Annotated in this window: 1 protein-coding gene; it reads left to right on the top strand. The window is 68.5% G+C overall.

The window, feature by feature from the left end:
* The coding region (locus ACGF5C_RS34800; RefSeq protein ID WP_393308673.1) for a polyribonucleotide nucleotidyltransferase at positions 1 to 1,239 on the top strand (1,239 nt) is incomplete at both ends.

The following is a 1,239-nucleotide window of genomic DNA, read 5'->3' as shown; positions in this document are numbered from 1 at the left end:
GTCGTGGTCACGGTGATGAGCCTGGATCCCAACGATCTCTACGACGTGGTCGCCATCAACGCGGCCTCCGCCTCGACTCAGATTGCGGGACTGCCGTTCTCGGGTCCGGTCGGCGGTGTGCGGGTGGCCCTGATCCAGGGCCAGTGGGTCGCATTCCCGACCGTCGAGCAGCTCGAAGAGGCCGTGTTCGACATGGTCGTCGCCGGCCGCGTGGTCGAATCCGGTGACGTCGCGATCATGATGGTCGAGGCCGAGGCGACCGAGAAGGTCATCGCCCTGGTCGAGGACGGTGCTCAGGCGCCGACGGAAACCGTTGTGGCCGAAGGTCTCGAGGCCGCCAAGCCGTTCATCGCGCGGCTGTGCAAGGCGCAGGCCGACCTGGCGGCGCTTGCCTCCAAGCCCACAGAGGAGTTCCCGCTCTTCCCGCCGTACGAGGCCGACGTCTACACCGCTGTCGAGGGCACCGCGAAGAACCCGCTGGGCGAGGCGCTGTCGATCGCCGGCAAGCAGGAGCGCGAGGAGCGCATCGACGAGATCAAGCTCGAGGTGCTCTCGGCGCTGACCGAGGACTTCGAGGGCCGCGAGAAGGAGATCGGCGCGGCGTTCCGCTCGGTCACCAAGAAGCTTGTGCGCCAGCGCATCCTGTCCGACGGCTTCCGCATCGACGGTCGTGGCCTGGCCGACATCCGGGCACTGTCCGCCGAGGTCGCCGTGGTGCCGCGGGCGCACGGTTCGGCGCTGTTCGAGCGCGGTGAGACCCAGATCCTGGGCGTCACCACCCTCGACATGGTGAAGATGGCCCAGCAGGTCGACTCGCTCGGCCCGGAGACCAGCAAGCGCTACATGCACCACTACAACTTCCCGCCGTTCTCCACCGGTGAGACCGGCCGCGTCGGCTCGCCCAAGCGGCGCGAGATCGGCCACGGCGCGCTCGCCGAGCGGGCGCTGGTGCCGGTGCTGCCGAGCCAGGAGGAGTTCCCCTACGCCATCCGCCAGGTGTCGGAAGCGCTGAGCTCCAACGGATCCACCTCGATGGGTTCGGTGTGTGCCTCCACGCTGTCGCTGCTGAACGCGGGTGTGCCGCTGAAGTCCCCGGTCGCCGGTATCGCCATGGGTCTGGTGTCCGACGAGGTCACCGGCGACAACGGTGAGTCGGAGACCCGCTACGTCGCGCTGACCGACATCCTCGGCGCCGAGGACGCCTTCGGCGACATGGACTTCAAGGTCGCCGGTACCCGC

The organism is Micromonospora sp. NPDC047620 (assembly GCF_043205005.1).
Classification (GTDB): domain Bacteria; phylum Actinomycetota; class Actinomycetes; order Mycobacteriales; family Micromonosporaceae; genus Micromonospora.
This window is presented reverse-complemented; position numbering and strand designations above follow the sequence as displayed.